Annotated in this window: 8 protein-coding genes; 2 read left to right on the top strand and 6 right to left on the bottom strand. The window is 73.0% G+C overall.

The window, feature by feature from the left end:
- Positions 1 to 399, top strand: a 399-nt coding sequence (locus tag ACE3Q3_RS21995) for an NUDIX domain-containing protein (protein ID WP_374449593.1), incomplete at its 5' end; no start/stop codon positions are given.
- 10 nt (positions 400 to 409) lie between these two features.
- Here the strand turns inward: ACE3Q3_RS21995 and ACE3Q3_RS21990 are convergent.
- The 5 genes from ACE3Q3_RS21990 to ACE3Q3_RS21970 all read right to left on the bottom strand — a co-directional run bounded on the left by ACE3Q3_RS21990 (position 410) and on the right by ACE3Q3_RS21970 (position 5,288).
- Positions 410 to 958: a septation protein A gene (locus ACE3Q3_RS21990; RefSeq protein ID WP_374449591.1), complete on the bottom strand. Its 549-nt coding sequence runs from the start codon at positions 956 to 958 to the stop codon at positions 410 to 412.
- Positions 955 to 1,899, bottom strand: coding sequence for a signal recognition particle-docking protein FtsY (gene ftsY / locus ACE3Q3_RS21985; protein WP_374449588.1), 945 nt, complete (start codon positions 1,897 to 1,899; stop codon positions 955 to 957). Before ftsY ends, ACE3Q3_RS21990 begins: the two co-directional genes overlap by 4 nt.
- Positions 1,896 to 3,137: a tRNA (N(6)-L-threonylcarbamoyladenosine(37)-C(2))-methylthiotransferase MtaB gene (mtaB, locus tag ACE3Q3_RS21980; RefSeq protein WP_374449586.1), complete on the bottom strand. Its 1,242-nt coding sequence runs from the start codon at positions 3,135 to 3,137 to the stop codon at positions 1,896 to 1,898. The genes ftsY and mtaB overlap by 4 nt, the downstream gene beginning before the upstream one ends.
- Positions 3,134 to 3,988: a diaminopimelate epimerase gene (gene dapF, locus ACE3Q3_RS21975; protein WP_374449584.1), complete on the bottom strand. Its 855-nt coding sequence runs from the start codon at positions 3,986 to 3,988 to the stop codon at positions 3,134 to 3,136. The genes mtaB and dapF overlap by 4 nt, the downstream gene beginning before the upstream one ends.
- 85 nt (positions 3,989 to 4,073) lie before the next feature.
- Positions 4,074 to 5,288, bottom strand: a complete 1,215-nt coding sequence (locus tag ACE3Q3_RS21970) for a UbiH/UbiF/VisC/COQ6 family ubiquinone biosynthesis hydroxylase (RefSeq protein WP_374449581.1) — start codon at positions 5,286 to 5,288, stop codon at positions 4,074 to 4,076.
- A gap of 142 nt (positions 5,289 to 5,430) precedes the next feature.
- On the opposite strand from ACE3Q3_RS21970, the gene ACE3Q3_RS21965 reads away from it, so the two are divergent.
- On the top strand, positions 5,431 to 5,769 hold the full coding sequence (locus ACE3Q3_RS21965; protein ID WP_374449579.1) for a P-II family nitrogen regulator: 339 nt from the start codon (positions 5,431 to 5,433) through the stop codon (positions 5,767 to 5,769).
- Positions 5,770 to 5,969: 200 nt separating this feature from the next.
- Here the strand turns inward: ACE3Q3_RS21965 and ACE3Q3_RS21960 are convergent.
- Positions 5,970 to 6,929, bottom strand: a 960-nt coding sequence (locus ACE3Q3_RS21960) for a calcium-binding protein (RefSeq protein ID WP_374449577.1), incomplete at its 5' end; no start/stop codon positions are given.

The raw sequence follows: 6,929 nt of genomic DNA, 5'->3' as shown, positions 1-6,929 counted from the left end.
CGGTTCCTCCTGTGCCGGCGCGCGATCAACCCGCGCCGCGACTTCTGGACGCTGCCGGCCGGCTACATGGAGTTGCACGAGACGACGGCCGAGGGTGCCATGCGCGAGGCCTGGGAGGAGGCCCAGGCACGCATCGCCGTCGACGCCCTGCTCGCCGTCTACGACATCCCGCGCATCAGCCAGGTGCAGCTCATCTACCGGGCCCGGCTGGTCGAGCCGGCCTTCGCCGCCGGCCCCGAAAGCCTGGAGGTGCGCCTCTTCGCCTGGGACGAGATCCCCTGGGACCGTCTCGCCTTTCCGTCCGTCCACTGGGCCCTGCGGCACCACCGCGAGGCGGCCGGCGAGACGGTGCCGGTGCCGCGGCGCAACCCGCCCGGCAGCGGCGGCGATCACCCCTGACCGGAGCGGCTCAGCCGCCCTGCTCCGGCACGGCGTGTCGGCGCATGTAGGGAAGCTGGGCGATGGTGAAGGCGACGGTCAGCGCGATCAGGCCGAAGACCTTGAAGTTGACCCAGAGTTCGGTCGTCTGGGTGCGCCAGACCAGTTCGTTGAGGGCGGCCATGGCGAGGAAGAAGCCCGCCCAGCGATGCGCCAGGCCGCGCCAGCCCTGCTCGGTCAGGTTCATGAACCCGCCCATGATGAGCTTGAGCGGATGCCGCCCGACGAGGCTGCCGACGACGAGCACGGCGGCGAAGAGGAGATAGACCAGCGTCGGCTTCATCTTGATGAAGGTGTCGTCCTCGAGCAGCAGCGTCAGGCCGCCGAAGACGAGAACGATGGCGCCGGTGACGAGCGGCATGGTCGCCAGCCGCCTTTCGACCACCCAGGCCAGCACCAGCACCGCGACCGTCGCGACCATCACCGCGGCCGTCGCCGCCATGATGCCGCCGAGATAGTAGGCGACGAGGAAGGCCGCGAGCGGGCCATAGTCGACGATCGCCTTCAGCTGCGCCTTCACCGGATCGGCTCCAGGCCCATCAGGCTGCGGGCGAAGACCTGGGCGTCGAAGGCGCGCAGGTCGTCGGCGCCCTCGCCGACGCCGACCGCGTAGACCGGCAGGCCGAAGCGCTCCGCCAGCGCCACCACGACGCCGCCCTTGGCGGTGCCGTCGAGCTTCGTCATCGCGAGGCCGGTCACGCCGACCATCTCCTTGAAGATCTCGACCTGCTGGTGGGCATTCTGGCCGACGGTGGCGTCGAGCACGAGCAGGCAGTCGTGCGGCGCCTCGGGGTCGATCTTCTTCAGGACCCGCACGACCTTGCGCAGTTCCTCCATCAGCCCGGCCTTGTTCTGGAGGCGGCCGGCGGTGTCGATGACGAGGATGTCGGCGCCCTCGGCGCGGGCGCGCTGCAGCGCGTCGAAGGCGAGGCCGGCGGCATCGGCGCCGGGCGCGCCGGCGATGACCGGGGCGCCGGCGCGCTCGCCCCAGACCTGGAGCTGCTCGACGGCGGCCGCCCGGAAGGTGTCGCCGGCGGCGATGACGACGCGCCTGCCCTCGGCCCGCCAGTTGCGGGCGAGCTTGCCGATGGTCGTCGTCTTGCCGCTGCCGTTGACGCCGACGACCAGCACGACGTGCGGCCGGCGCTGCGGCACGAGCGGGCGGGCGACCGGCTCGAGGATGCGGGCGACCTCGCGCGCGAGGTGCTCGCGCACCTCCTCGGGCGAGACCTCCTGGCCGAAGCGCTCGCGGCGGAGGCCGGCGACCAGCGTCTCGGCGGTGGCGACCCCGAGATCGGCCTGGATGAGCAGCGTCTCCAGCTCCTCCAGCGTCGCCGCGTCGAGCTTGCGCTTGGTGAAGATGGCGCCGATGCCCTCGGCGATGCGCGAGGAGGTGCGGGCGAGCCCGTCCTTGAGGCGGCGGAACCAGCCCCGCTTCTCCGGCTGTTCGGTGTCGGTCATGCGGCGATGGCGATGAGGGCGTCGGGGCCGGTGGCGGTGATGCGGGCGTCGACGACGCGACCGGAGAGCGCTTCGCCGCCGGCGATCACGACCGGCGCGAAATGCGCGTCGTGGCCGCGGCCGCCGGTCTCCACCAGGACGCTCGCCGCCGACCCGACCCGCCCGGCGAGATAGCGGGCGGCGGCGTCCGCGCCGGCCGCGCGCAGGCGGGCCGCGCGCTCGCGGACGACGGGGCCCGGCACCTGCGGCATGCGGGCGGCCGGCGTGCCGGGCCGCGGCGAATAGGGAAAGACGTGCAGCCAGGTCAGGCCGAGTTCGCCGACATGGGCCAGCGTGTTGGCGAACATCGCCGCGTCCTCGGTCGGGAAGCCGGCGATGAGGTCGGCGCCGAGGACGAGGTCGGGGCGCAGCCGGCGTGCCCGCTCCGCGACCGCGGCGGCGACGGCGCGGGAATGCCGCCGCTTCATCCGCTTCAGGATCAGGTCGTCGCCCGCCTGCAGGCTGAGATGGAGGTGCGGCATCAGCCGCGGCTCCTCGGCGAGGAGGCGGAAGACGTCCTCGTCCATCTCGGCCGGGTCGAGGGAGGAAAGGCGGAGGCGCGGCAGTTCGGGGACGAGCGCCAGCAGGCGCCGGGTCATCTGGCCGAGCGACGGGCGGCCGGGCAGGTCGGCGCCGTAGGCGGTGAGATCGACGCCGGTCAGCACCACCTCGCGGATGCCGCCGGCGACCAGCGTCCGCACGCGCGCGACGATGGCGCCCACCGGCACCGAGCGGCTCGGGCCGCGGCCGTAGGGGATGATGCAGAAGGTGCAGCGGTGGTCGCAGCCCTGCTGCACCTCGACGAAGGCCCGGGCGCGGCCGTCGAAGCCCTCGACCAGGTGCCCGGCGGTCTCGCGCACCTGCATGATGTCGGAGACGGCGAGGTCCGGGGCGCCGGGCGCGAAGGCGCCGGGGCGCAGCTTGTCGGCATTGCCCAGCACCCGGTCGACCTCGGGCATCGCGGCCCAGCGCTCGGGGGCGATCTGGGCGGCGCATCCGGTGACGACGATGCGGGCCCCGGGCCGCTCGCGGCGCAGGCGGCGCACCGTCTGCCGCGCCTGGCGCTCGGCCTCCGCCGTCACCGCGCAGGTGTTGACGATGACCGTGTCGGCAGCCCCGGCGGCGGCGGCGTTGGCCCGCATCACCGTCGCTTCGTAGGCGTTGAGGCGGCAGCCGAACGTGACGACCTCGACCGTCATGCGGCGGCGAGCAGCGAGGGATCGATGGTGCCGCGGAAGGCGGTCGCGACCGGACCGGTCATCAGGACGTGGCCGTCGCGCAGCCACTCGACCTCGAGCGCGCCGCCGTCGAGCACGATCTCCGCCTTGCGGTCGACGAGACCGCGGCGGGTGGCGGCGACGAGCGCGGCACAGGCGCCCGAGCCGCAGGCGAGCGTGATCCCGGCGCTGCGCTCCCACATCCGCAGGCGCAGCCGGCCCGGCGCCAGCAACTGCGCGAAGCCGATGTTGGCGCGCTCGGGGAACATCGGGTGGCGCTCCAGCACCGGGCCGAGGTCGGCGACGGCGATCGCCGCCAGGTCCGGCACGAAGAAGGTGGCGTGCGGGTTGCCCATGCTGGTCGCGACCGGGTCGGCGACCGGGCCGAGGGCGACCGGGACATGGGCGGTGTCGCAGGCCTGGGCGAGCGGGATTTCGCGCCAGTCGAGGCGGGCCGGGCCCATGTCGACGGCGATGCGCCCGTCGCCCACCGCCTGGGCGTCGAGCAGGCCCGCCACGGTCTCGACCACGGCATGGCCGGAGCGGCGCTCGGCCATCAGCAGGCTGGCGACGCAGCGGGTGGCGTTGCCGCAGGCCTCGGCCTCGCTGCCGTCGGGATTGCGGATGCGCATGAAGGCATCGGCGAGGCTGCTCGCCGGCGGCTCGATGACGATCAGCTGGTCGCAGCCGACGCCCCGGTGCCGGTCGGCGATGGCGCGCGCCCGCGCCGGATCGACGGCGATCCCGCCCGCCCGGGCATCGATCACCACGAAGTCGTTGCCGAGCCCGTGCATCTTGAGGAAGGGCAGCGCCGCTGCCGCCGGCTGGTCCATGGGGAGTTATTAGAGATGCGCCGCCGCCCGTTCAAGGCACCCGCGTCGCCGGCGCGCGTCCGGCGGGCGAGCGAGGGGGGTGGGATCAGAGCGGCAGGCCGCGGGCGAGGCGCGGCTGCGACCCCATCACCCCCATGGCGTGGCGCATGAAGAGCCGCTTCAGGGGCGGCAGGCGCTCGACCGCGGCGAGGCCGAGGCGGCGCGCCGCGCGCAGGGGCGGCAGGTCGTTCGAGAAGAGGCGGTTCATGCCGTCGGTCACCGCGCCGAGCAGGACCGTGTCGGCGACCCGCCAGTCGGCGTAGCGGCGGAGCGCCCCGGCGGCGCCGATGTCGAGGCCGAGGCGACGGGCGTCGACGATGCACTCGGCCAGCGCCGCGACGTCGCGGATGCCGAGGTTGAGGCCCTGGCCGGCGATCGGGTGGATGACGTGGGCGGCATCGCCGACGAGAGCGAGCCGATCGTCGACGAAACGGTCCGCCCACTGGATGCCGAGCGGATAGGTGAAGCGCGGGCCGGCCGGCGCGACCCGGCCCCAATGGTCGCCGAAGCGGGCGGCGAGTTCGGCCGCGAACGCGGCGTCGTCCAGGGCGACGAGGCGGGGCGCGAGGTCGGGGCGCTCGGTCCAGACCAGGGACGAGCGGTTCGGCTGGCCGGGAGCCGGCGGCAGGGGAAGGATGGCGAACGGGCCGGCGGGCCGGAAGTGCTCGATGGCGACGTCGCGATGCGGCGCCTCGTGGACCGCGGTGGTGACGATCGCCGTCTGGCGATAGGACTGCGCACGGATGCCGATGCCGCAGGCCTGCCGCGTCTCCGACGCCTTGCCGTCGGCGGCGACCAGGAGCTGGCCGCGCCAGCGCCCGCCCGCCGCCAGCTCGACCGTCACCCCGTCGGCGTCGCGCGCGATCGCTCGCACGCGGTCGGGGGCGAGGTGGTGCAGGCCGGGACGGCCGGCGGCGAAGCGGTGGAGGGCGAAGCGCATCGTCCGGTTCTCGACGATATGGCCGAGCGGCTCGTCGCCGACGTCGCGATGGTCGTAGTGGAGGAAGAGCGGCGACCCGCCGTCGACGACGCGGATCTCGCGGATCGGCGCGGCGGCGTCGGCGACCAGCGGCCACAGGCCGATCCCCTCGAGGATGCGCCGCGACCCGTAGGCGATGGCCGAGGCCCGGCCGTCGAACTCCGGCGCCAGGACGGTGGCCGGCGGCTCGCGGTCGACCACCAGGGTTTCGATGCCGGCCCCGGCGAAGGCCGCGGCGACGGTCAGGCCGACGAGGCCGCCGCCGACGACGATGGCCTCCACGCGCTGCGCTTGCGTCATGGCGGCAGGATGGCGCGAGGGGCGTGTCGCTGTCCACCCGGCCATCGGCCGCGGCGCCGGCAACCGGATCGGCACGCTTCTTGAATAGATTTTGGGCAGGAGCCCGAGGCGCGAGGAACGGACCATGAAGCTGGTGATGGCGATCGTCAAACCCTTCAAGCTCGACGACGTGCGCGAGGCGCTGACGGCGCTCGGCGTCCAGGGCCTGACCGTCGGCGAGGTCCGCGGGTTCGGCCGCCAGAAGGGACAGACGGAAATCTACCGCGGGGCGGAGTACGCCATCAGCTTCGTGCCCAAGGTGAAGATCGAGGTCGCGGTCGACGACGACCTGGCGATGCCGGTCGTCGATGCGATCCAGAAGGCGGCCAGCACCGGCCGGATCGGCGACGGCAAGATCTTCGTCCTCGACATCGCGCACGCGGTGCGCATCCGCACCGGCGAGACCGGGAGCGAAGCGCTCTAGCCCTCTCCCCCCATCCCTTCGCCGCTTGGCGCGGAACGGCCGCGTCGGGGGGCGGTCCCACGCCCCGCCGGCACCCCCGGCGGGGCGACCAATATTCGGCACAGCGAACGGGTGGCAAGACAAAGGGGCCGGCGGTCGCCCGCCGGCCCCTTCGTCGTCGGACCCGGCCGCCCCGAAGGGAGCGGCCGGTCCGTTCCGGCTCAGTAGAGGAGGAAGTCGGAGAACAGCACCGAGTCGGTGGTGATGTTCTTGATGGTGATCGAGGTGTTGGCGCTGAAGGTGATCTTCATCGCGTCCACCGTGCCGTCGCTGTTGGTGTCGACGTTGGTGCTGATCGCCAGGATGTCGTCGAGGTCGAAGAACGACACCCCGTTGAAGGTCGCCCCGGTCGGCGCGTTCACCGGCCCGATCAGGTCGACGTCGAAGGAGAGGTCGTCGACGCCCTGCACGAAGTCCGTGACGATGTCGTGGCCTTCCTTGCCCTGCTCGAAGATGAAGTCGTCGGCACCGGAGCCGCCGGTCAGGGTGTCGTTGCCGCGGTCGCCGAGGAGATAGTCGTCCCCGTCGTCGCCGCTGAGCAGATCGTCGCCCTGGCCGCCGCGGAGCGTGTCGATGCCCGCGCCGCCGAACACCTGGTCGTTGCCGAGCTCGCCGGTCGCCCAGTCGTTGCCGGCATCGCCGAACACCGAGTCGTTGTCCTGACCGCCACGGACCGTGTCGTCGCCGTCGCCGCCGAAGACACTGTCGTTGCCCGTGTTGCCGTTGACTTCGTCGTTGCCGGCGTCGCCGTGGATCGTGTCGTTGCCGGCCATGCCGAGGATGAAGTCGTTGCCGAGCCCGCCGTTCAGCAGGTCGTCACCGTCCTCGCCATTGATGAAGTCGGCATCGTCGCCGCCGTTGACCGTGTCGTTGCCGCTGCCGGCATTGATCGTGTCCGCGCCGGTGTCGCCGTTGATGACGTCGGCACCGTCGCCGCCGGAGATGACGTCGGCACCGGAGCCGCCGTTGATCGTGTCGTTGCCGGCGTCGCCGTTGAGGTGGTCGTTGTCGGCACCGCCGTTGATGACGTCTTCGCCGTCACCGCCGTAGATGGTGTCGTTGCCCTCGTCGCCGTTCAGCGTGTCGTTGCCGCTGCCGCCGTTGATGAGGTCGTTGCCACC

The sequence above is a fragment of the Allostella sp. genome (genome assembly GCF_041913585.1).
In the GTDB taxonomy this organism is placed as follows: domain Bacteria; phylum Pseudomonadota; class Alphaproteobacteria; order ATCC43930; family Allostellaceae; genus Allostella.
This window is presented reverse-complemented; position numbering and strand designations above follow the sequence as displayed.